Genomic DNA, 21,893 nt, shown 5'->3' on the forward strand with positions numbered 1-21,893 from the left:
CTTTCTTCCGCAGAGGAGGGGAAGGGCAGGAGAACGAACACAAGAACTTAAAGAGTGCCATGATGACACAGAACGCCGAACACATACTCGACCACTCTGAGCTTTTCCGGGGAGACGAATACCAGCAGATGCTGGCCAATAAGAAGGCGCTATTTGAGAATCCGCATGATCCCGCCGAAGTCGACCGTATCAGAGAATGGTCCAAGACGCCCGAATACCGTGAGAAGAACTTCGCCCGCGAGGCGCTAACCGTCAATCCGGCGAAGGCTTGCCAGCCGCTAGGTGCGGTGTTCGCCGCGCTCGGGTTCGAGCGCACGCTGCCGTTCGTCCACGGCTCACAGGGCTGCGTGGCGTATTATCGCAGCCATCTGTCACGGCACTTCAAGGAGCCGACCTCATGCGTCTCCTCGTCCATGACGGAAGACGCGGCTGTGTTCGGGGGCCTCAACAATCTGACCGACGGGCTTGCCAACAGCTACAACATGTACAAGCCGAAGATGATTGCGGTCGCGACGACCTGCATGGCGGAAGTCATCGGCGACGACCTCAACGCCTTCATCAAAACGTCCAAGGAAAAAGGTTCAGTCCCCGCGGACTACGACGTACCATTCGCTCACACTCCTGCATTCGTCGGCAGCCACGTCACCGGCTACGACAACACGCTTAAGGGCATCCTCGAGCATTTCTGGGATGGCAAAGCCGGCACGGCGCCAAAACTCCAGCGAAAAGCGAACAACACGATCAACTTCATCGGCGGCTTCGACGGCTACACTGTCGGCAACATCCGCGAGATAAAGCGCATCTTCGCGTTGATGGGAATCGGCTACACGATCCTCGCGGATAATAGTGACGTGTTCGATACCCCAACCGACGGTGAATTCCGCATGTATGATGGCGGCACCACACTAAAGGACGCCGCGAATGCAGTCCACGCGAAGGCAACCATTTCCATGCAGCAATATTGTACGGAGAAGACGTTGTCCTTCATCAAGGGGCACGACCAGGAGGTCGTCGCCTTCAATCACCCGCTGGGCGTCAGCGCCACGGACGAGTTCCTGATGACGCTGTCGCGTATCGCCAATAAGGCAATTCCATATGCGCTGGAACAGGAGCGCGGGCGTCTGGTAGACGCAATGGCTGACTCTAGCGCGCATATTCACGGCAAGAAGTTCGCGATCTACGGCGATCCCGACCTCTGCTATGGCCTGGCCGCATTCTTGCTGGAGCTCGGCGCTGAGCCGACCCACGTGCTCTCGACGAACGGGAGTAAGGCCTGGGAGCAGAAGATGCAGGCGCTGTTCGCGAGCTCGCCGTTCGGTAAAAACTGCCGCGCCTTCCCGGGCAAGGATCTCTGGCACATGCGGTCGCTCCTGTTCACAGAACCGGTCGACTTCCTGATCGGTAACACCTACGGCAAGTATCTCGAGCGTGACACTGGAACGCCGCTAGTCCGCATCGGGTTTCCCATCTTCGATCGCCATCATCACCATCGTTATCCAGTGTGGGGTTATCAGGGTAGCATGAATGTGCTGGTCAAGATTCTCGACAAGATCTTTGATGAGATCGATAGAAAAACCAGCTCGGTTGGCAAGACAGACTACAGCTTCGACATCATACGCTAAGGCGAGCGCCCCGCCTCATCGTCCGCAGGAACAGCGGCGCTGTGGCGGGGATCACAGGTTATCCGCCGGCCATCCTCTTGGTCTGTGCGGTGTCTTGACATCCCGGAAAGAGACACCATGACTTCGCTTCCCACGACCATACAGGACGTCTTTAACGAACCGGGCTGCGCCAGGAATGCGAGCAAGTCGAACGTCGAGCGCAAGAATGGATGCACCAAGCAGCTGAAGCCGGGCGGCGCCGCCGGCGGGTGCGCCTTCGATGGCGCCAAAATCGCACTGCAGCCCTTCACCGATGTCGCCCATCTTGTGCATGGTCCAATCGCGTGTGAGGGCAATTCTTGGGACAATCGCGGTTCCGTCTCCTCCGGCTCCGATCTGTGGCGCAGAAGCTTCACCACTGACATGAGCGAGACCGACGTCGTGTTCGGCGGCGAGAAGCGGCTGTACAGGGCAGTCAAGGAGATCACAGAGAAATACGACCCACAGGCCATCTTCGTCTACCAGACATGCGTGCCCGCAATGATCGGTGACGACATCGATATGGTCTGCAAGGCGGCTTCCGCCAAATTCGGCAAACCGGTCATTCCCGTCAATGCACCAGGATTTGTGGGGTCGAAGAACCTTGGTAACAAGCTCGCGGGCGAAGCGCTGCTGGAGCACGTCATCGGTACCGGAGAGCCCGATTACACCACTCCGTACGACATCAACATCATCGGCGAATACAACCTGTCCGGCGAGCTCTGGCAGGTCAAGCCGCTGCTCGATGAGCTCGGAATTCGGATCCTGTCGTGCATCTCGGGGGACGGCAAGTACCGCGAGGTCGCTTACTCGCACCGAGCCAAAGCCGCGATGATGGTCTGCTCAAAGGCAATGATCAACGTCGCACGCAAGATGAGGCAGCGCTACGGCATCCCGTTTTTTGAAGGCTCGTTCTACGGTATTGAGGATTCCAGCAATTCACTGCGCCAGATCGCGCGCATGCTGATCGACCGTGGCGCGCCGGCTGAGCTGATGGAACGCACGCAAGCTCTGATCGCACGCGAAGAGACCAAAGCCTGGGCTGCGATTGAACGTTTCAAGCCGCGCTTTTCCGCCAATAGGGTTCTTCTCATCACCGGCGGCGTGAAATCCTGGTCGATGGTGGCCGCTCTGCAGGAGGCCGGGCTCGAGATCGTCGGCACGTCCGTGAAGAAATCGACCACGAAGGACAAGGAACGTATCAAGGAATTAATGGGCCAGCACGCCCATATGATCGAGGACATGTCGCCTCGCGAGATCTACAAGATGCTCAAGGACGCAAAAGCCGACATCATGCTCTCCGGCGGCAAGTCGCAGTTCGTCGCACTAAAGGCTGCGATGCCATGGCTCGATATTAACCAGGAGCGCTGCCACGCCTATATGGGCTATGTCGGGATTGTCAAGCTTATGGAGGAGATCGAGAAAGCGCTCTACAATCCGATATGGGATCAGCTCCGCCAAGCCGCGCCATGGGATGAGTTCGACCGGAAGCGTCAGGCAAAGACGGTTGCGCAGATGCATGCGCAAGCCGCCGATCCAGTTCGGGACGCGAACACGAACGGCGTCAAGACGATAAGTTTCTCCAATCAAAGTGAGGTCGGGGATGGTGAGAGCGCGATTGCGGCGCATGGCCCGAACCTCGCCGAGCCCGCCAAGCCGTGCACCAATTCCAGCGCACGGTGCGTTGTTTGTAAGGACATTCGTTCCGATCTCAGGCCCTCGGCGCAGCAGGCGGCGGAGTAGGGAAACGACATGGCGATCGTTACTGCCTCGAAGAAAGCCTGTTCGGTCAATCCGCTCAAGATGAGCCAGCCGATCGGCGGCTCATTTGCCTTCATGGGCTTGCGCGGCGCGATGCCGCTTTTGCACGGCCCGCAAGGTTGCGCCTCCTTCGGGCTGACGCTGTTCGTGCGCCATTTCAACGAAGCCGTGCCGATGCAGACAACTGCCATGAGCGAGGTTGCCACCGTGCTCGGCGGCCACGAGAATCTCGAACAGGCGATCCTCAACATCTACAATCGCGTCGAGCCCGAGATCATTGGCATCAATTCGACTGGCGTCACCGAGACCAACGGCGATGACGTCGAGGCCTTCATCCGGTTGATCCGACACAAGCATCCGCAGCTCGAAAAGCTTTCCCTTGTCTACGTCTCGACACCGGATTTTAAGGATGCCTTTCAGGATGGCTGGGGCAAGACAGTGGCGCGGATGATCGAGGTGCTTGTGGCTCCCGTCGACGCAGCGAGACCGCGCGATGCCTCCCGTGTTAACGTGCTACCTGGTTGCCACCTCACGCCGGGCGATCTCGACGAGCTTCGCACGATCTTTGAGGATTTTGGGCTCAAGCCCTCCTTCTTGCCGGACCTTGCCGGTTCGCTGGACGGCCACATCCCCGACGAATTCACGCCGACCACGATCGGGGGCATTGGAGTGGACGAGATCGCGACGATGGGGCAGGCGGCTTGGACGATCGCGATCGGCGCGCAAATGCGCCGTGCGGCCGAGACCATGCAGGCGCGGACAGGCACGCCGTTCCGTCTGTTCGAGCGGCTCTGCGGCCTTATCCCAAACGACGAATTCATCGCATTCCTGAGCCAGATCAGCGGCCGGTCGGTGCCCTCGAAATATCGCCGGCAGCGTGGACAGCTGGCAGACGCCATGCTGGATGCGCATTTCCATATCGGCGGCCGCAAGCTCGCGATCGGCGCCGAACCGGACCTGTTGTTCGATCTCTCAAGCTTGCTCCACGACATGGGAGCGCAGGTAACTGCTGCAGTGACTACGACGAACTCACCGGTGCTCCAACGGGTCAGGACCGAGGACGTCTTGATCGGCGATCTGGAGGATCTTGAAGAGCTTGCCAGGTCGCGTGACTGCGACTTCTTGATGTCGCATTCACATGGTCGCCAGGCCGCTTGGCGACTCAATGTTCCGTTCTTCCGAGTGGGCTTTCCGATGTTCGATCGCCTTGGCGCTGCGCACCTCACGACGGTTGGCTATCGCGGCACGCGCGATCTGATCTTTGACATCGCCAATCTAATCATCACCGACCGCGAAACCAACCATGGGCCGACGCCCGACACCTGGCGATCCACCAGCGGTGACCTGCAGGTCCATCCGCCCAAGTTGCATTGAGCAGGGAGAGAAAACAACACGGATGAAAGTTGCATTCGCCACTCAGGACTTGAAGCAAGTTGATGCGCACTTCGGCTGGGCCAAGAACATCGCGATCTACGAGGTCGGCCCGGACGGGCACCGCTTTGTTGAGGCGATCCAGTTTGACGGTGACCTCACGGAAGACGGCAATGAGGATAGGCTCGCGCCGAAGATCGAGGCGATCAGGGGCTGCGCAATCCTCTATGTTACGGCGATCGGCGGCTCGGGTGCTGCACGGGTCGTCGCGAGCAACATCCATCCGATGAAAGTGCTGCAACCAGAGCCCATCGACGACCTTTGCGTCAAACTCGAAACCGTGCTGAAGGGGTCGCCGCCGCCCTGGCTGCGGAAGCTGCTCACCAAAAGCCCGGATCGTACGGTGGATTTCGAAGCCTGAAGGAACAAGGATGGCCGACCCGTCTGAAATCACTCCAACCGCCGCCGCGGCGGAGGGTTCATTTCTGAAAGAGCTCATCAAGATCTGGCGCGCCCAGGACACCCACGGTGCCTGGGAGGGCAAGAAGGATCTCGAGCTGCTCGAACCCTACGTTCTCGACAAGCGCAAGCGCCGTGCGCTGCCGATCGTCGGCAATCCCGACCCCGACACGACATGGCGGCTGGAGCTGTTCTTTGACGCGGTTGCGCTCTCGATCGAGAAGGCGACCGGTGTGATGATCTCGCCAATGCTGAAGATGCACCACGAAGGGTTCGGTCGGATCGTGCTGATCGGCGGCCGGCTCGTTGTCGTGAGCAAGCAGCTGCGCGACGTGCATCGCTTTGGTTTCGACCATTTTTCTGATCTCGCCGATCAAGGCGACAAATTCGTCAACAGTGGCGTTGAGATGATCCGTAAGTTCCCGGAAGTGGCGAATTATTGAGGCAAGCATGAGCGATGTTGAAAGCCTGAAAGCGGAAATAAAGAAGCTGTCGGCCAAGGCGACCCAAGCCAAGATGGACCTCCACGACCTCTCCGAGGAGCTGCCAGTCAACTGGTCCTCGATCCTGAGCGTGGCCCAGAAGGCTCACGCTGCCTTCAGCGAGCTCGAAAGCAAGCGCCAATACCTCCAGGAGCTGGACAAAACATAACGGACCTTAAGCCATGTCATTCAGTACCCGCGATGGTCGCAATTGGAGGCCGGACTACCTGGTTTCTATCGATCCCAAGAAGTGCATCGGCTGCGGCCGCTGCTATAAGGTCTGCGGCCGCGAGGTCATGACGCTGAGGGGACTAAGCGAGGGTGGCGAGATCATCGATCTCGACGAGGACGACGATGAGGTCGAAAAGAAGATCATGGTGCTGAAGGACGAAGGCGCTTGCATCGGCTGCAGCGCCTGCGCCCGGGTGTGCCCAACGAACTGCCAGACCCATACACCACTTGGTTGATTTGCCTTTGTTCCACCATATCGGCGAGTCAGTTGTCAGACACAAGCTGGTAAGGAACGCCAACATCCAACCTGTTGTAATTTAATGGCGTGAAGCCGGCATTAGCCGAGTCGGCCGTGACCTCGCTTGAGCCAACTCGCCGATCTTCGGTTGGATGGGGCAGATCGCAAGACGAGCGCGCTCGACCCGTTGAGGCGGACTGCAGTCGCCCGTCGGCGCAAGCAGCTGATGAGCTAGGACAGCTTCGGTTGCGGCATTCTGCATAGCTTCGCTTCGTTCTCACGACATTGAGGACGTGCGGCCAAGTCTGCTCAGCTATCGCTTGGCCTGGCTGGACCAACCGGCATCCCGCGGCCGCATTGAAGCTCTGCGGAACTGCATGTCCGAGGCAACCGTTTGACACTGGCACGCTCTGGGTTCTCTCGAACTTGCGCGTTACTCAATCCCCGCGTCGGATTCCCCCATCATTGCCGTGATGGGCGCACGCTCGTCGATAACCTCACGGCTGGCGAGCATCGACGCGCGACATCTCAGCGCCGCTCAGGCCGGCAAAGGCCAGGAGCACAACGGCCAAAGCCGATCCATACATCGTCGATCAGCCCTCTGAGATGTGACCGCGATCATGAACCGATCAGCATTGGAATGTCCGGATGCCGATGGACGCAGTCAGCCGGACCGTCCCGGCCAGCCGCCCCTCGCTGCAATTGACGACAGTGCTCTTGGCCAACGAGACACGACTGGCAGAGCGGCGGTGTGACCTCCCGAAACGTAGGCCGAGAAGTCCATCACCAGGGTTTGTCAGAGCCGGTCCCAGGCGAAGCGGGGGCAGTGACCCTCTCTGCGGCAGACTCATCGAGCTGGCGAGAGAGAGGGTCTGAGGCGATGCCTCAGACGGGACGGTTTTCGCTTCTGCTCTTCACCGGCTCCATTTTGGCCAAGCCCTCCTCATATGAGATCTCCGTGTATGATCCATCGATGTCCTTGGCCGCGTCGAGCAAGTAGTCGAGCCTACCGGCCGTACCGAGCTTCTTGATGTCATTCTTGTCGACGCCGGCGAGGTCCATCATCTCCTTCCACACAGTCGATTCGTCGCAAGGCAGAATGCGGAAGGTGATGTCGCCTATCCTGGTGCGGTACTTCGCGAGCAGATCAATGTTGTTGCAGAAGATGAAATAGCTGCCTTTGGGGCTCAGCCTGCCATCCAGCACCTTCGCGGCCTCGGGTAGATACGCGAAGGAATGCAGATATCCGGCAAGGACTGGGATGGTCGGTTCGCCTTCCTGCGCGATTGCAAGAACTTGTTCGATGGAATAATCCGGCGGTCGTTTTTCGTCGGCGAGCTGGGCTTGGAACTTCAGCGCGATGTCGCCCCGAAATCCAAATCGCCCCGACTTCGTTGTTTCACTCTTAAGCACCGCATTCAGCAGCCGCCCCTCCTTGTCCAACGGGCCAAGAGCGGTGTTGTCGATCGACGTCATAGAAGGCTCCTCATCAATGTGTGGTGTGCATGCGTCGCCCAATGCGACGTGTCCGCTACCCTCATGCAAGTTGTTTGCCGTCCTCCTATGTCTGCCGCGACGTCGAGCGTAAGCGGCGGCTTGGCGCGATGTGCATGGATACGTGCTGGCACCATCACGAGTTCTCGCCCCGATGACGTCGGGACGCTGGAAAACCGCCTGTCGCAAATCCGACAGGTCGCAAATCGAATGGTCGCCGCCTGCAAAACCAACTGTGTTCAGCTGCATTTCGACTGGCATGGGATTTGCGAATCCTTCCTTGCGACAGAAGTGAGAGCGAGCCAGAGATGATCAACCTAACGGATAGCGCCATCAGCGCGTTGAAGGCTGCAATCTCCTCGACAGCGCAGCCGGCAAGCGGTTTGCGGATCATGATCGAAGGCGGCGGCTGCCAAGGGTTCACATACAAAATGGATCTTGCTCATGAGCCGAGCTCCGCTGAGACCGTGTTCGAGCAAGGCGGGATTAAAGTCTACGTCGACAACGCGAGCCTAGCGCATCTCAACGGCACCACGATCGATTTCGTGGTGTCGCTCGAAGGATCAGGGTTCCGCTTCGATAACCCAAATGCCAAATCGAGCTGTTCCTGCGGTAAATCGTTCAGCTAAGTGGCCTTCGGACCATTGGCAATGGAAGGAGCATCGAACATGAGCCTGAAGGCTGAACGAACGAAGCGGTCGTCGACTGCCGAGCCTTCCGAACGCGAGCGGATTGTCCGCGCCGTGCTCGATGAGATTCGGCCAAGCTTCAGGCGTGATCGTGGAGATTGTGAGCTCGTCGAAATCGACGGCAACAAGATCATGGTCAGGCTCACCGGCGCCTGCATGCTATGCAAGCTTGCGGGCACGACGCTGGCGGCCATTCAGGCTTGCCTGATCGAGCGGCTCGGCGAGTTCGTCCGCCTGATCCCGCTGCCCGGAGCTGCCAAAGTGGGACATTAAGTGCAGGGCGGACAGTTGGTGCGGCCGATCTACCTGGATAACAACGCGACGACCCGTGCACATCCTTTGGTCGTTGCGGCGATGCTGCCGTTCTTCTCTGCGCAATTCGGCAATGCGTCGTCCGCGCATGCATTCGGCAGCGAGGTTGCGCCCGCATTGAAACAGGCGCGCCGGAACTTGCAGGCCCTCATTGGCGCGGCATTCGATCACGAGATCGTCTTCACCTCGGGCGCGACTGAATCCGACAACACAGCGATCCTGTCCGCGCTCGCCGTGCAGGAGGGACGCGACGAGATCGTCACAACGGCCGTTGAGCATCCGGCCGTGCTGTCCCTTGCCGAGGAGCTGGGCCGACGAGGAATCAAGACCCATGTCATTCCGGTCGATGCAAGCGGCCGATTGGACATCGAGACTTATCGGAACGCATTGTCGAGGCGCACGTCAATCGCCTCGGTCATGTGGGCCAATAATGAGACCGGTACGATCTTTCCGGTGAAATCCCTCGCCAAGATGGCGCGCTCAGTCGGCGCGCTCTTTCACACCGATGCGGTCCAGGCGGTCGGGCGGATTCCGATTGACCTGAAGACTACGGACATCGACATGCTGTCGCTCTCCGGCCACAAGCTCCATGGTCCGAAGGGGATCGGCGCGCTGTATGTGCGCAAGGACATCAAGTTCCGGCCGCTGATCTTCGGCGGCGCACAGGAGCGGCGTCGCCGCGCTGGCACCCAAAACGTTCCGGGCATTATTGGGCTCGGCAAGGCGGCGGAACTCGCTGCGGCACACCTCATACAAAAGCAGATGCAGATTGGCACCCTTCGCGACCGGCTGGAGCAAGGCATTCTCGCTCTCGGCGGTTGCATGGTGCTTGGTCATCTCAAGAACCGCTTGCCCAATACGTCGAACATTGCTTTCGAGCATCTCGAAGCAGAGGCGATTGTCCATCACCTCAACCGGAACGGCATTGCCGTCTCGCTCGGTTCAGCCTGCGCGTCCGGTTCGATGGAGCCATCCCACGTCCTGCGCGCGATGAGAGTACCGCCGGCCTTTTTGCGCGGTGCGGTTCGCTTCTCGCTGTCGTGCGAGACGGCGCCGGATGAGATTGATCGTGTCCTCCAAGTCCTGCCGGACATCACTGCCAAACAGAGAGCCTTGTGGCGTGCGTGTCAGGATCGCGCGGGCGAGAGCTCACAACTTGCGGAGCTCCTATGAAGGTCATGATTCGCCGTTCGCCCGAGACGGGCCTTTCGATTTATGTGCCCAAGAAGGATCTTGAGGAGCCGATTGTCGAATGGGAGCACGAGACGCTGTGGGGTGGTTGGATTAGAATCGCGAACGGCTGGGTGCTCGACCTACCGGCGATGGCGAGTGACACCACCCTACCAATCACTATCAACGCCAAGAAGCGCAGCGGCGAAGCAACCGAATGATGAATGCTGCGGTTCCCCGGAACCTCGCCAACTGCCGGATGCCGAGCCGATTCTTGGCGGCGGTCCGGCACCTGCGGGGAACGCGACAACATTCCCTGGCTTGTGCCTGGCGGACCGAGCGTGCCGATCACTCCGGAAGCCATCGCAGCGTTCTTCGGAACCAAGATCGCGGCGCGGTGTCAACGGCAATATCTGGGGCCTGGGCGCAGCACTGAGCCGTCAGGCCAGCGATGGCGTTGATGGGGGCGGCGTTCGACGCCCCCTTGCGCCCACATCGCCAGCCCGCTCGTTGTATTCCGCGCGTCTTCACAGCGTCAGGCCACCGGCTGTAACTCCGCAACATTCAGTTTCGAGAGGATTGGATCTCGCGCCAGGCCAGGTCGTAAACTTAAAAATCGTGATGCGACGTCCGCCATGAAAATCCTTGAATCATCTCGAAGCTGCGCGTCAATACCAACGTTGTAATGAAGCATGGTCAAGCAAAGAGCCTCGACGAACTGGCAAACTGGAAGGCCAACGCCCTCCGCCCCTGATGATGATCCCTATCTATGGTTGGAACAGATCGAAGGCGCGCGCGCGCTGAACTTCGTGAAGCGGCAGAATAGCAGAACGCTGGAGGTGTTTGGCGGACCGGCAGCCGAACGAGACAGAGATGCGCTGACCGCGATTTACGACCGGCCCGACAATATCCCCTATGTCACCCGGCGCGGCGGGTACCTCTACAATCTATGGAAGGACGCCAACAATCCACGCGGCCTCTGGCGGCGAACCACTCTGGAAGAGTATCGCAGGCCGAACCCATCATGGGACATCCTGCTCGACCTCGATCAACTCGCCGTCAGCGAAGGCGAGGACTGGCTTCTGAACGCCACGGCCGCACCGCCTGGAAATCATTCGCGGTGGATCTTGAGTCTATCGCGCGGCGGAAGCGATGCCGTGACTTTGCGTGAATTCGACACCGACACGAAGCTCTTCATCCACGATGGCTTTATCTTGCCCGAAGCCAAAGGCAGCGGCGTATGGCTCGATTCTGATACGCTGGTGTTGTTAAGCTCCCATGGCGACGGCATGGCCGCGACCACCGGCTATGCGCGCACGGTGAGGCTGTGGCGGCGCGGTACGCATGTTGACCAAGCGGCAGTGATCTTTGAGACCAAGGCCGCTCATGTGTCAGTCGGTTGCAGTGTTGACGACACTGTCGTGCCGCCCAGGATCTGGTTCCTCGATGCGACAGACGTCTTGAATTGCGTGGTCTGGCTCGGCGATGAAACAGGCGCCAAGACGAGGCTCGATCTGCCAAGTAACATCTGGTTGCGGTCGCATTGCAACTGGCTTGCGCTGAAGCCGCGCGAATTCTGGTCTGTGGCAGGGCAGACCTATGCCGCGGATACGGTGCTCGTCATCCCGCTGCCGGCATTCCTGGCGGGCAGCGGCCAGTTCGAGATTCTCTTCGAGCCGGGCCCGCACCGTGCGCTGCAGAGCTTCTTTTGGAGTGCGGGCAAGCTCGTGCTTTGTATTCTGGACGAACTCCGGCCAGTCTTCGAGATCTGCACGCCATCCGATCATGGCTGGAACCGCGAGCAACTGGGCGGCCTTCCTGATCTTGGCGTCGTCGACATCTGGTCTCTCGATCGCGATCCGTCCGAGAGCAATGGCGACTTGCTGGCCCACGTCGAGGATCCGCTCACCCCGCCGTCGCTCATCCTGATGGAGCGGGGCGTTGCCACTTCCGCCGTGCTGAAGCAGGCGCCGAAGACATTTGCCGCGGAGCACTGCGTGGTCACGCGGCACGAGGCCATCTCGATCGACGGTGAGCGAATTCCCTATTTACAGACCGGCCCGGTCAGACAGACCGGCAACGCGCCGGTCCATCTGAGCGGATATGGCGGGTTTGGGATCTCCATGAAACCGTATTACAATTCCACGCTCGGTAAGCTTTGGCTCGACTGCGGCGGCACCACGGTTCAGGCAAATTTGCGCGGCGGCGGCGAGTTCGGCACGCGCTGGCACGACGCCGGCCGGCTGGCCGGCAAGAGATTGTCGCATGATGATTTCGCAGCGGTCGCCGCCGATCTCGTTAAGCGCGGCGTGACACAGGCCAAGCGGATCGCGGCCGAAAGTGGATCGAACGGCGGCATCCTCATTACCAACATGCTAACGCGATATCCCGAGCTCTTTGGCGCACTGTTCTGCACGATCCCGCTGATCGACATGCGCCGCTACACAAAACTGTTCGCCGGGGCGAGCTGGCTCGCCGAATATGGCGATCCCGACAACGCTGAGGAGTGGGAGTGGCTGAAGACCTATTCCGCCTATCATGCCGCAAGACCCGGGCAGTCCTATCCACCGATCCTGATGGCCACCAGACGACGGGACGATCGCGTCCATCCCGGACATGCGCGCAAAATGGCAGCGAAGCTGCAGGCGATGGGCTATGAGGCATATTTCTACGAGCATGCCGCTGGCGGCCACGGCTATGGCAAGGACAACAGGGAGCACGCCGGCTTGTTGGTGCTGGGCCTGCGTTTCCTGAAGAGCAGGATCGGCTGGCTGGATGCCGAGAGCTCAGCGAGGTAGCGTAGTTGTTGGACGGCAGCTCGTGCGATGTCGACCGAGGTGGCTGCAGCCTTGCGAATCTGATCTGCATCTACACCCGCACGTGCTATTCGAGATGCCAACCAACGTTTGGACGCACGGTCGAATTCGTGGCCATCTGGACCCTGGCCATCAGGCGTTTCTCTTCCTGCCTGACAATGCCGTCCGGAATGTCAGGCCGGGGCCCGCGTGATCTTCCACGTTATAGGTCGGTAACGGGACTGCTTCTTGTCTGCATCTAGGAAGGATCTCCACATCAAGTTGTCCTTCAAAGCGTCCGGAACGTCTTTTGCGGATCGTGTCTTGCGAAGGCGTCACATTTTGGCGACAAGATCAACTTTGAACGACGCCAGCCGCCCTGCTCTTTGCGCAAGGGCATAGCTGAAGCAATCTACCCGTCGTCAAAACAACGCTGCCAGCGCTCTTGTGATCGCAATCTCTGTCAGCTTTCCCACATGAGTTGATAAAACTGACATTCGAGCAGGCATTAGCTAACTGCTTGAAGTGAACCACAAAAGTCATTTGTGGCAGGCATGGCACGCCAGTTGCTCTTGGCTTTTCAGAAACGACTCCGGGGATGCCAGCCGGAAGGATTCGGCTTGCGAAGAGAATTGGAAAAATGAGTACTTCAGCGCAACACCAGGTATCCTGCGGTGGCGGCAAGATCAGCGATTCCATGCAAGTCATGGCTAAGCACAAGGGCTGCGGTACGATCGGCGGCAGCGGTAAGGCGAGCTGCGGATCTCAGGCCGGCATCAGCAATCTTCCAAATGAGATCTGGGAAAAGGTGAAGAACCATCCCTGCTACAGCGAGGAGGCGCACCACCATTATGCCCGCATGCATGTCGCGGTCGCTCCCGCCTGCAACATCCAGTGCAATTACTGCAATCGTAAATACGATTGCGCCAACGAATCGCGCCCCGGCATTGTCAGCGAGAAGTTGACGCCGGAGCAGGCCGCCAAGAAGGTGCTGGCGGTCGCTTCCGCGATCCCTCAGATGAGCGTGGTCGGCGTTGCCGGCCCTGGCGACCCCCTGGCGAACCCGGACAAGACATTCAAGACGTTCGAGCTCGTCAACAAGCTCGCGCCAGATATCAAGCTGTGCCTCTCGACGAACGGGCTTGCGCTAGCCGATCATGTCGACACGATCGCGAGACTCAAGGTCGATCACGTGACAATCACGATCAACATGATCGATCCCGAAATTGGTGCAAAGATCTATCCCTGGATCTTTTACCGCCACAAGCGCTACACCGGCATTGAAGCTGCAACCATCCTCAGCAGCCGGCAGCTCCAGGGCCTGGAGATGCTCACCGCGCGCGGCATCCTGTGCAAAGTCAACTCGGTGATGATTCCCGGGATTAACGATCGCCATCTGGTTGAGGTTAACAAGGCTGTGAAGTCGCGCGGGGCCTTCCTGCATAACGTGATGCCGCTGATATCGTCGCCCGAGCACGGCACCGTGTTCGGTCTCAGGGGGCAACGCGGCCCGACCGCACAGGAAGTGACAGCGTTGCAGGATAGCTGCGAAAGCGAGATGAACATGATGCGTCATTGTCGCCAATGCCGGGCCGACGCCGTCGGACTGCTCGGGGAGGACCGTGGCGCGGAGTTCACCATGGAAAAGATCATGGCGATGGACATCAAATACGACGAGCAGGCCCGAAAGGAGTATCAGGCCAAGGTCGAGAAGGCGCGCATTACAAAGCTTGCGGCCAAGCAGGATGAGCTCGCGGGGCTCGCCAGCGCTTCCAGCGAAATCAAGGTGCTGGTGGCGGTTGCAACCAAGGGCTCGGGATTGATCAACCAGCACTTCGGTCATGCCAAGGAGTTCCAGATCTACGAGCTCTCGACTTCAGGCGCAAAATTCGTTGGCCATCGTCCTATCCATCCTTATTGCCAGGGCGGCTATGGCGAGGAGAACAAGCTCGAAATCGCCATCGGCGCCATCAAGGATTGCCACGCCGTTTTCGTGTCAAAGGTCGGCGGCTGCCCGAAGGCCGAATTGATCAAGGCCGGCATCGAGCCCGTCGATCAATACGCCTGCGAGTTCATCGACGGCTCGGCGATCGCCTGGTTCAAACTCTATCTCGATAAAGTCAATGAGGGGAAGATCAAGCACGTTGAACGGGTTGATCCGGCGGCCCGCCATAACGCGCTGATTTCTGCCGCCTGAGGATAGGTTTAGATAATGCCGTTCAAGATCATCGCTTCGCAATGTACGGGCTGTTCGGCGTGCGAAACGCAATGCCCGAATCTCGCTATTTCCGAGCGAGCCGGCGTTTTCCTGATCGATCCTGAGAAATGCACCGAGTGCGCCGCCTACTTTGACGAGCCGCAATGCGTGGCAGTTTGCCCGGTTGACAATACATGCGTGCTCGACACGACGCTGCCGCGCCATCAGGCGCCCGCTTGAGGGCCACGATGGATGTCACGACCACACTAACGGCTCAGGAACTCGGGCAGATAATGCTCCGCCTTGACGAGGCGCCGGCCGCGGCTGTCGTCTTCTCAGACCGGGTGGACGGCTCGCGCTGGTCGCCGACTTTTTCGCCAGTTGCCGAGCCATATTCTGGCGACGCGAACGTCGGCGGCAACGCGTTAAGCTATTCCTGTCGGCCCGAAGGCCGCCGTCTTGAGCGTCGGGAATCGATTTCGCCGATGCGCCCACGAAGAGCGGACCCGTCTTCCGCGACATCACCACCCACCTGCGGCCATCATTGAACAGGCGACATGCATGCCCGAGGCCTTCTTCAGTTCGCCATCCGAGAGAAAAGAGGGCGCCCTCACCGAGTCCTGTGTTGGTCGCGCGCTGAGGCGGCCGAGCATCATCCCAGGGCGGCAGGACTATCCTATCACCTCGATGAAGGTGCCGAAAATCCACCTGCGCCAAGCTAAGGCGTTCGCACCCGATCACGTGATGCGGAGTTGATTTTGCTGCCGACTAGCGCGGTCCGCGCCACCAAAGCCGAGTTCGGTCGCTATGAAGGCACCCTGGCGCGGGTCTTCCTGTTCTCGCTCAACGCTTATTGCCTACTTGCAGATGCGCCTCGGGCAGCTCGAGCAATGACGGCGGCTATCGAGAGACTGCTGGGGCTCGGTCCGCAGATAAGGTGGGCGCCATGGTGCTGTTGGGAGCGCTCGAGCGTATGGCTGGGGCCATGAGTGATGTCATCCACGATGCCCTCAGCTGCCGGGCCAATCAGGTCGATTGTGCCGGCTGGGCGCGTCTCGCGCTGAAGCGCGCGGCTCGCGGCCGGCTCGAGCACGCCTACGTCGATGACAGACGCGCGTGCCGCGTCGATGGCTTCTTCAACATCAACCATGGGCTCACGGATAGTTATCTCGAGCATCTGCATTTTAAGTTGCGGGCGTTGATGTTGCCGCACTGGGATCCCGACAGGCTCATGCAATCCGTCATCGCAACCCGCGCCGCCGCGCGGGAATTGAGGGGGTTGATCGAGGATCATGATGAGGCGGTCCGGAAGGCCGGGTGCCCGCGAGGCGCGGTACAGTTAAACCATGGAACGGGGACGGCAGCATGAGCAACATCGCCGGTGATAGTGACATCGTCGAGCTGACGGACGCCCCCTTCTTTGATTATGGCGATAAGGTGCGGGCCAACCGCACCATCCGCAACGACGGCACCTATGTGGGCAAGGAGATCGGTGAGGTTCTGGTCAAGAAAGGCGAGCTTGGCTATGTCGTCTCGATCGGCACGTTCCTGCAACAATTTTATATCTATGGGGTCGAATTCCTCGATTCCGGCTATCGCGTCGGCATGAAATGCAAGGAGCTCGATCTGGTCACGCGAAGCCGCGGAGGCGAGGAGCCTTTCTTGCCAGGAGCGGCACCCTGATGATCGAACCAAGACTGCCAAAATACCGCTCAGGCCAACGTGTCAAGGCGACAATCGATCTGCTCAACGACGGTTCCTTTCCCGACGCGTCGGCGGAGGAGTGTCTGGTCAGCGTCGGGCACATTGGTGAGATCGTCCAGGTCGGTCGCCATACGGAAGCGAACTTACCCATTTATATGGTCGACTTCGGCAAGCAGTTGGTGGTTGGCTGCCTCGAGACAGAAATCTCCGCAGTCTAGGACATCGCGCAATGAACGCCGCAATCATCAGACGACATCATTCCGGATTGCCTGCGCATCCCAACGAGCTCGACCGGTGGCGGATCGTGCGCGCGCTGACGAGGCGCGAGCGCTACCGATATGTCTCGCCAAAGGTGACAGGGGTTGCTGGCGGCTATCTGGTCGAGAGCCCGTGCTGCTCAGGCAATATCGATGCGAAGGGCGGCCTCGTCGACGTCGCGCTGCTGCACCACGATAGAACTGGGGCGGCATGGCAGCTGTTCCGCAAAGATCACGGCAACGGCATCTGGGAGTGGCATTCGACGCATCAACGGCTTGCCTCGGCGACAGCGGTTCTGAACGCCGACCGTGAACGTTTGTTCTGGCAATAAGGATTGTGGAGATGGTGCTCGAAGGCGAACTGACGAACATCGAGCAAACGCTCGCCTCTATTGATACAGCCTCTGAGCCCTGCCTGATGCTCCGGCAGAAATTCCCACATCTCGCCTGGATTTGTTGCGAGGCCTCCGACATAACGCAGAGTCCGTTCCGCTGCGTTGGACAGTTCGACCTGCATCTGCTCGACAGTGGCGGTCACTGTACACAGATCACGAATGATCCGCAGCGCGCCACCGGCATTGTGCTGGCCAAGCGCTCTGCCAAGTCATGATCAAGCAATCGCCTGCCCGTGCCAAGCTCACACAGGACGGCCAGGCCCACCGGGTTGTTTGTCATGCGGTCGTGGTCCATGAGACGGGGGCAGGCGACGGTCTCGCAGAAGTGTTCGCTGAGGGCGGAATTGCCTGGGTATCTCGTCGTGGCTTATTAAATCAAGGATACTGCGGCAGACCAATGAGGATGAGCGAGCCGTGCTCGATTAGCTGACGAGGAGTAACGCTCAGCCATCGCAAGATTTGCCTTTATGAGTACTCGCCTTAAGTCCGCAGGACTTCAGAAAATAGGAGACGACGTTTATTCTTCGCGCGGTAACGCCGTGCACTCGCCGTGGAGGCCCGTTGATGATGCGCGCGCAAGTGAGCGGTGCGAGTGTCCCGGCCGATCCAGTGGTATTCCATCAATATTGCCGCCTGGAAATATCATTCTACGAAATGTCTTGGTGAGCTGAGGTCGGAGCATTCAAGCAAGAAGCGCTTTTCGACTTGCCTTTCGAAGACGCATCGAGCGTCCCTTCCCTATGGCTTGCTTCCATGTTGAAGCTGGGTGACGTGCATGTCGACAATCGGGTTTGTCACGCAGATAAAAATGCAGGGAGGACAAATTCGCGTGTAGTTCCAGTTCTTATCTCGAAGAGAAAAATCCGCTTGAATAGTTGTCGATGACCATTGATATGGTAATGGGAAGCAGTTGCGCCTTCGCCAAAAACAAGGCGCTACAGGCAAATGGGCAAAGCGAGATCGGAGAGCATTACGTGGCAAAAACCGCCAAACGCAAAGAGTACAGTAAGGATGACGTCAAGCTGCTCAAAGCGCACTCAAAGGCCCGCACCCCTGTAGCTAGGGTTTCAAAGCTGATGAAGCGATCCGAGGGGTCTCTACGACAGAAAGCACGTACCTTGGGGATTGGCTTGGGTCACCAGCGCTGAGATACGATTCAGTTTTCGGAAATTGACAGGCGTGATCGAGCCGGCCAGGCGGATTACGACCGCCGGGCCAGCTGATCGTTTCAGGTCCCTGCGTCCGAGGATCAGCTCGCGCAATGAGCGAGCTGACCGGTCTGCCGATGGACCGGCCCACTTGGCTTAGACCTCATCGATTGTCATGGTTTCAATCAGCGACTGATAAGGGCGCATCTGTGAATATAGATCTACCACCCGGAAATGCGGTCCGCGAGCGTGCCGACGGTCTGGGAGGAGAACCGCGCGCGCTTCTTCGGCAGGCCGGCGCGGCCCGTGCCGCAACAGGCCGCGCCGGCCACACCGTCGACGACGAACGCTGTGGAAGGAGATAACGATGAACAACGTCGGCGTCATCGACACCTTCCTCAACACCTTCACCACCTATACGAATCAGGCTTCGGCCTGATCAAAGGCGAGGTCACGTCTCTCGCCTCGACGCTGATCGTCATCGACATCACCTTGGCCGGCCTGTTCTGGGCGTAGGGCGCTGACGAAGGCATCCTCCAGCGGCTGGTGAAGAAGACGCTCTACATCGGATTCTTCGCCTTCACCAACTTCAACACTCTCTCGGGCGTCATCTTCAATAGCTTCGCCGGCCTTGGCCTGAAGGCCGGCGGCTCCTCAATCTCGACAGCCGATTTCCTGCGGGCCGGCCGGCTCGCGCAGGCCGGTCTCGACGCGGCGCACCTACTGCTGGACGCCGCAAGCCAGATGATTGGCTTCGCCAGCTTCTTTGCGAACTTCGTCCAGGTTGCCGTGCTGATGGTGTCCTGGCTCCTGGTCCTGATCGCCTTCTTCATTCTGGCGGTGCAGCTGTTCGTCACGCTGATCGAGTTCAAGCTGACAACGCTCGCCGGCTTCATCCTCATTCCCTTCGCCCTCTTCAACAAGACTGCCTTCCTCGCCGAGAAGGTGCTGAGCAATGTCGTCGCCTCCGGCGTGAAGGTGATGGTGCTCGCTGTCATCGTCGGCATCGGCACCGGACTGTTCTCGCAGTTCACCACCACCTATGGCGGCGGCCAGCCGATGATCGAGCAAGCGCTTTCTGTCGTGCTCGCCGCACTCGCCATGCTCGGCCCCGGCGCCCGGCATCGCCACCGGTCTGTTCTCCGGCGCGCCGCAGCTTGGCGCGGGCGCTGCTGTCGGAACTAGCCTCGCCGTCGCCGGCACGGCGATGGCGAGCGGCGCTTCGCTCGCTCTCGCCGGAAGGGAGCGATGGCGGCGGCCACGGTGCTGCGGCCGCCGCGCGTGGTGGTGCGGCGATGGCCCGGGTGGCCAAGCGCGTCCAGTGATTTGATCTCCATAAGCGGTCCTGTCCGCTAGTCAAAGACGCAAACTGTGCGTGTGGCGCAGCGGCGACCGCCAGATCCACAGCACCGACGCCGCGCCCAGCACGCTGCTGGCCAGCAACGTGGCACGCAGGCCCGATGCGGCAGCCGCCGCGCCGCCGACCAGCGCGCCCAGCGGCGCCAGCCCCCACACCACGCTCCGGATACTCGCGTTCACCCGGCCCTGCATCCGGTGCGGGGCCAGCGCATATCGAATGGGGACCTGCTGCACGTTGTAAATCCCTTGGCCAACCGATAGCAGGAATTGAGACAGTGCCACGCACACCAACGCGGCCCACAATGGCCGGGTGAGAAGCGCCGCCAAGCTCATGCCTCCAGCGCTGAGCGCCAGCGCAACCATCAGCACCGGCCCGAGGCCGATCGCGCGTCCCGCCCACGGTGCGGTAACCGCGCCGACGACGCCACCGAGTGCACCGATGCCGAGCACCATGCCGACAGTCCCGCCCTCCAAACCCAGATCTTTCGTCAGGTGCAGAAGGAAGACCGCCGAATATGCGTTGTACCAAAAGATGAAGGTGCCAGTGGCCAACGTGACTGCCCGCAGAATCGGGGTGCTGAACACGGTGGTCAGCCCTTCGGCCATTTGGCCGAGTAGCTGGGTCGACCCGACCGCTGAGCGCGCGGCCGCGCGCATCGGCACGAGCGACAACAACGCGGCAGCGATCAGGAACGAGGCCGAGTCGGCCAGGATCGCGGTCGGCGCGGAGAACGTGCTCACCAGCCAGCCGGCCAGGAACGGACCCGCTGCCAACGCGCTCGCCTGGCTGAGCTCCAACAAACTCTGCGCCTGGACCAGCTGAGTCCGGTCCACCACCGTGGGTACGCACGCCAGATAGGCCACCTCGGCGTTTACCGCCGCCACCCCGACCAGCGCCGTCGCCGTACACAGCTGGACCATTCCGAGATGTTCGAGGCCGGCCAGCACCGGAATCGTGGCCAGCGTTGCCGCCATCACGAAGTTGGCGATCAACAGAATCCACCGATGCGGGAGGCGGTCCACGATGACGCCGGCGAACGGGCCCGCCAACAGGTACGGCGCCCGACCGCAAGCCAGCAGCAGCCCGGTCTGCACGGGTCCCGCGCCCAGCAGAGTGATCGCGGTAAGCGGCAGCGCCAGCATGGTCACCTGGGAGCCCAGCAACGACACGGTTTGGCCAACGAGCAGCGCCAGGTAGCCGCGCGGCAGTCGGAGCAGGGCGGCGGAACAGTGGGCGCGCCTCACGCTTCGACGCTCAAGGTCGGGGCCGATAGATAGCCTAGCCGGGCCAGTTCACTGCCGGCAATCCGCTCGAACTCCGCGATCTGAGCGCGCGTCAGATCCTCGGCGTAGCGACCGAGCCGGCCCGAGTGCAGCGGTCTGCCAGCGGATTCCGCCGCCGGGTGGCCGTACGGATGGTCGAAGAGCGCGTGCTGATACTCGGCGTGCCGCAGCACCGCCTCGTCCCAAGGCAAGCCGAGGTGCTCCAGGATTTGGGTCAGGGTGGGTCGAGGACGACTTACCAGATCCTCGTAGCGCAGCTCGAGGTAGCGGTCCGGCGGCGCGACCCGATGCGGCCGGGAAACCACTTCAAGCCAGCCCGCGCGGCTTCGGCGGCGGTCCGGTAACCCCAATCTGGCACGGTTTTCAGGTGCGAGGCGGCCAGGTCCCGACCGTCGCGCACGATGTGCACGAAATGCGCCCTCGGCCACAGCCGGGCGTAAGAATCGATCTGAGCGATCTTGCGCTGTAGTTTTAGTCCCAACCGCAGGGCTCCGGTGTGAGCCCTGCGGAACTCACCGATCTCGTTGATCAGCCGGCACCGGTCGGCGAACGATACAATGTCATTGGCCACCTCGACCATTACCTTGGTGACCAGTTCGCGCACGTCGTCGAAGTCCAGGCCAAAGCGTCGGCACTGCACCGCGAAGTGCACGCCGTCGTACCAGAATGGATCGATCGCGCTTTTTGTAGTGCCGGTGACCTTCGGGTCGCGGGCGTCCAGCAGGTCGATCGCGCGCAGGATGTGCGGACCGAGATTCGGCGGCTCCAGGAAGTCGATCTCCGGCCCGATCACCAGATCGGGATGCGAGTCCAGCACCACGCTCAGCAAGGTCGTGCCGGACCTGTTGTCGCCGCCGAGCAGAACCGGCGAAGTGGGAAATGGGTCGGCCTCCGGCATAGCGGTGCC

General features: G+C 60.2%; 24 protein-coding genes and 1 pseudogene. 21 read left to right on the top strand and 4 right to left on the bottom strand.

The window, feature by feature from the left end:
• The first annotated feature begins 62 nt into the window (after window positions 1–62).
• From nifK to fdxB, 7 genes are all read left to right on the top strand, one after another.
• A complete protein-coding gene (gene nifK / locus AB7245_RS06240; protein WP_231143979.1) occupies window positions 63–1,622 on the top strand; it encodes a nitrogenase molybdenum-iron protein subunit beta in 1,560 nt (519 codons plus the stop codon).
• A 117-nt stretch (window positions 1,623–1,739) separates the two neighbouring features.
• The gene (nifE, locus tag AB7245_RS06245) at window positions 1,740–3,383 is read left to right on the top strand and encodes a nitrogenase iron-molybdenum cofactor biosynthesis protein NifE (protein WP_439033954.1); all 1,644 of its coding nucleotides are present in this window, start codon (window positions 1,740–1,742) and stop codon (window positions 3,381–3,383) included.
• 9 nt (window positions 3,384–3,392) lie between these two features.
• On the top strand, window positions 3,393–4,775 hold the full coding sequence (nifN, locus tag AB7245_RS06250; protein WP_439033955.1) for a nitrogenase iron-molybdenum cofactor biosynthesis protein NifN: 1,383 nt from the start codon (window positions 3,393–3,395) through the stop codon (window positions 4,773–4,775).
• A 22-nt stretch (window positions 4,776–4,797) separates the two neighbouring features.
• Complete coding sequence (nifX, locus tag AB7245_RS06255) at window positions 4,798–5,193, top strand: nitrogen fixation protein NifX (protein ID WP_439035701.1); 396 nt, start codon at window positions 4,798–4,800, stop codon at window positions 5,191–5,193.
• A 10-nt stretch (window positions 5,194–5,203) separates the two neighbouring features.
• A complete protein-coding gene (locus tag AB7245_RS06260) occupies window positions 5,204–5,674 on the top strand; it encodes a NifX-associated nitrogen fixation protein (RefSeq protein ID WP_231143982.1) in 471 nt (156 codons plus the stop codon).
• 7 nt (window positions 5,675–5,681) lie between these two features.
• On the top strand, window positions 5,682–5,882 hold the full coding sequence (locus tag AB7245_RS06265; protein ID WP_231143983.1) for a CCE_0567 family metalloprotein: 201 nt from the start codon (window positions 5,682–5,684) through the stop codon (window positions 5,880–5,882).
• A 13-nt stretch (window positions 5,883–5,895) separates the two neighbouring features.
• Window positions 5,896–6,180, top strand: coding sequence for a ferredoxin III, nif-specific (gene fdxB, locus AB7245_RS06270; RefSeq protein ID WP_439033956.1), 285 nt, complete (start codon window positions 5,896–5,898; stop codon window positions 6,178–6,180).
• A gap of 887 nt (window positions 6,181–7,067) precedes the next feature.
• Here the strand turns inward: fdxB and AB7245_RS06275 are convergent.
• Window positions 7,068–7,658, bottom strand: coding sequence for a hypothetical protein (locus tag AB7245_RS06275; protein WP_231143985.1), 591 nt, complete (start codon window positions 7,656–7,658; stop codon window positions 7,068–7,070).
• 326 nt (window positions 7,659–7,984) lie between these two features.
• Here AB7245_RS06275 and AB7245_RS06280 point away from each other — a divergent pair, with 326 nt between their 5' ends.
• From AB7245_RS06280 to trbL, 14 genes and pseudogenes are all read left to right on the top strand, one after another.
• Window positions 7,985–8,305, top strand: a complete 321-nt coding sequence (locus AB7245_RS06280; protein WP_231143986.1) for an iron-sulfur cluster assembly accessory protein — start codon at window positions 7,985–7,987, stop codon at window positions 8,303–8,305.
• A 39-nt stretch (window positions 8,306–8,344) separates the two neighbouring features.
• Window positions 8,345–8,638, top strand: a complete 294-nt coding sequence (locus AB7245_RS06285; protein ID WP_439033957.1) for a NifU family protein — start codon at window positions 8,345–8,347, stop codon at window positions 8,636–8,638.
• 18 nt (window positions 8,639–8,656) lie between these two features.
• On the top strand, window positions 8,657–9,850 hold the full coding sequence (nifS, locus tag AB7245_RS06290) for a cysteine desulfurase NifS (protein ID WP_439035702.1): 1,194 nt from the start codon (window positions 8,657–8,659) through the stop codon (window positions 9,848–9,850).
• A complete protein-coding gene (nifT, locus tag AB7245_RS06295; protein ID WP_439033958.1) occupies window positions 9,847–10,068 on the top strand; it encodes a putative nitrogen fixation protein NifT in 222 nt (73 codons plus the stop codon). The genes nifS and nifT overlap by 4 nt, the downstream gene beginning before the upstream one ends.
• Window positions 10,069–10,539: 471 nt before the next feature.
• A complete protein-coding gene (locus AB7245_RS06300) occupies window positions 10,540–12,645 on the top strand; it encodes a prolyl oligopeptidase family serine peptidase (protein WP_439033959.1) in 2,106 nt (701 codons plus the stop codon).
• Between the two features lie 637 nt (window positions 12,646–13,282).
• Window positions 13,283–14,839 carry a nitrogenase cofactor biosynthesis protein NifB gene (gene nifB / locus AB7245_RS06305; RefSeq protein ID WP_231143988.1) on the top strand — a complete coding sequence of 519 codons (1,557 nt, stop codon included), beginning with the start codon at window positions 13,283–13,285 and terminating at the stop codon, window positions 14,837–14,839.
• A 15-nt stretch (window positions 14,840–14,854) separates the two neighbouring features.
• Entirely contained in the window at window positions 14,855–15,079 is a 225-nt protein-coding gene (locus AB7245_RS06310; RefSeq protein WP_231143989.1) for a 4Fe-4S binding protein, read from the top strand.
• 745 nt (window positions 15,080–15,824) lie between these two features.
• Window positions 15,825–16,208 carry a 4Fe4S-binding leucine-rich repeat protein gene (locus tag AB7245_RS06315; protein ID WP_439033960.1) on the top strand — a complete coding sequence of 128 codons (384 nt, stop codon included), beginning with the start codon at window positions 15,825–15,827 and terminating at the stop codon, window positions 16,206–16,208.
• Window positions 16,205–16,522, top strand: a complete 318-nt coding sequence (locus AB7245_RS06320) for a nitrogen fixation protein NifZ (RefSeq protein ID WP_439033961.1) — start codon at window positions 16,205–16,207, stop codon at window positions 16,520–16,522. Before AB7245_RS06315 ends, AB7245_RS06320 begins: the two co-directional genes overlap by 4 nt.
• The gene (locus AB7245_RS06325) at window positions 16,522–16,761 is read left to right on the top strand and encodes a nitrogen fixation protein NifZ (protein ID WP_439033962.1); all 240 of its coding nucleotides are present in this window, start codon (window positions 16,522–16,524) and stop codon (window positions 16,759–16,761) included. Before AB7245_RS06320 ends, AB7245_RS06325 begins: the two co-directional genes overlap by 1 nt.
• 11 nt (window positions 16,762–16,772) lie before the next feature.
• A complete protein-coding gene (locus AB7245_RS06330) occupies window positions 16,773–17,132 on the top strand; it encodes a DUF3024 domain-containing protein (RefSeq protein WP_439033963.1) in 360 nt (119 codons plus the stop codon).
• A gap of 11 nt (window positions 17,133–17,143) precedes the next feature.
• Complete coding sequence (locus AB7245_RS06335) at window positions 17,144–17,410, top strand: DUF6129 family protein (protein ID WP_439033964.1); 267 nt, start codon at window positions 17,144–17,146, stop codon at window positions 17,408–17,410.
• Between the two features lie 666 nt (window positions 17,411–18,076).
• Window positions 18,077–18,343: a hypothetical protein gene (locus AB7245_RS06340; RefSeq protein ID WP_439035782.1), complete on the top strand. Its 267-nt coding sequence runs from the start codon at window positions 18,077–18,079 to the stop codon at window positions 18,341–18,343.
• Window positions 18,344–18,710: 367 nt separating this feature from the next.
• A pseudogene (trbL, locus tag AB7245_RS06345) lies at window positions 18,711–19,644 on the top strand (P-type conjugative transfer protein TrbL); the annotation flags it as partial.
• A gap of 55 nt (window positions 19,645–19,699) precedes the next feature.
• On the opposite strand, the gene AB7245_RS06350 reads toward trbL, so the two are convergent.
• Genes AB7245_RS06350 through AB7245_RS06360 form a run of 3 tightly spaced genes read right to left on the bottom strand, consistent with a single transcriptional unit; the run spans window position 19,700 to window position 21,884 of the window.
• A complete protein-coding gene (locus tag AB7245_RS06350) occupies window positions 19,700–20,947 on the bottom strand; it encodes an MFS transporter (protein ID WP_439033965.1) in 1,248 nt (415 codons plus the stop codon).
• Entirely contained in the window at window positions 20,944–21,291 is a 348-nt protein-coding gene (locus tag AB7245_RS06355) for a sulfotransferase (RefSeq protein ID WP_439033966.1), read from the bottom strand. The genes AB7245_RS06350 and AB7245_RS06355 overlap by 4 nt, the downstream gene beginning before the upstream one ends.
• Window positions 21,222–21,884: a sulfotransferase gene (locus AB7245_RS06360; protein WP_439033967.1), complete on the bottom strand. Its 663-nt coding sequence runs from the start codon at window positions 21,882–21,884 to the stop codon at window positions 21,222–21,224. The genes AB7245_RS06355 and AB7245_RS06360 overlap by 70 nt, the downstream gene beginning before the upstream one ends.
• Window positions 21,885–21,893: the final 9 nt, after the last annotated feature.

It is taken from the genome of Bradyrhizobium sp. 604_D8_N2_3 (assembly GCF_051810765.1).
GTDB lineage: Bacteria > Pseudomonadota > Alphaproteobacteria > Rhizobiales > Xanthobacteraceae > Bradyrhizobium > Bradyrhizobium barranii.